This window comes from Tardiphaga robiniae, from assembly GCF_001618955.1.
Taxonomy (GTDB): Bacteria; Pseudomonadota; Alphaproteobacteria; order Rhizobiales; family Xanthobacteraceae; genus Tardiphaga; species Tardiphaga robiniae_A.
Genome location: NZ_LVYV01000047.1, coordinates 1 through 511, shown reverse-complemented (window position 1 = coordinate 511; position 511 = coordinate 1). Strand labels below are relative to the sequence as shown.

General features: G+C 61.3%; 1 protein-coding gene and 1 pseudogene. Both read left to right on the top strand.

Annotation, left to right across the window (positions count from 1 at the left end; translation table 11 throughout):
* Positions 1–136, top strand: a pseudogene (locus A4A58_RS31595) (epoxide hydrolase); the annotation flags it as partial.
* A 91-nt stretch (positions 137–227) separates the two neighbouring features.
* A partial coding sequence (locus A4A58_RS24080; protein WP_139069931.1) for a response regulator occupies positions 228–511 on the top strand: 284 nt, incomplete at its 3' end.

Here is a 511-nt window from a genome sequence, read left to right as displayed (position 1 = left end):
GAAGAGCTGGGCGGCGCGGGCGTACCGCAATCTCATCTACTATAACCGCGTGGACAGAGGCGGACATTTCGCCGCCTGGGAAGAGCCGGATCTCTTCAGCGCCGAGCTGCGTGCCGCTTTCCGGTCCTTGCGTTGACCGCTGCATTGCCACAGGCACGAGCCGATGAATACTGCTGTCACGGCATTCTCGTTCTGACAAGAAATGGCGGTCAAAGGGGTGTCTTGCCATGGCGCACATCGATCACATCCTGATCGTCGATGACGATCGGGAAATCCGCGAGCTTGTGTCCGCTTACCTGAAGAAGAACGGTCTGCGGGTGACCGCCGTTGCCGACGGGCGGCAGATGCGGACCTTCCTCGAGGCAAATACAGTCGATCTGATCATCCTCGATCTGATGATGCCGGGCGACGACGGCCTCGTCTTGAGCCGCGAGCTGCGCGTCGGCAGACACAAGGCGACGCCCATCGTCATGCTGACCGCCCGCTCGGACGAGATGGACCGCATCATCGG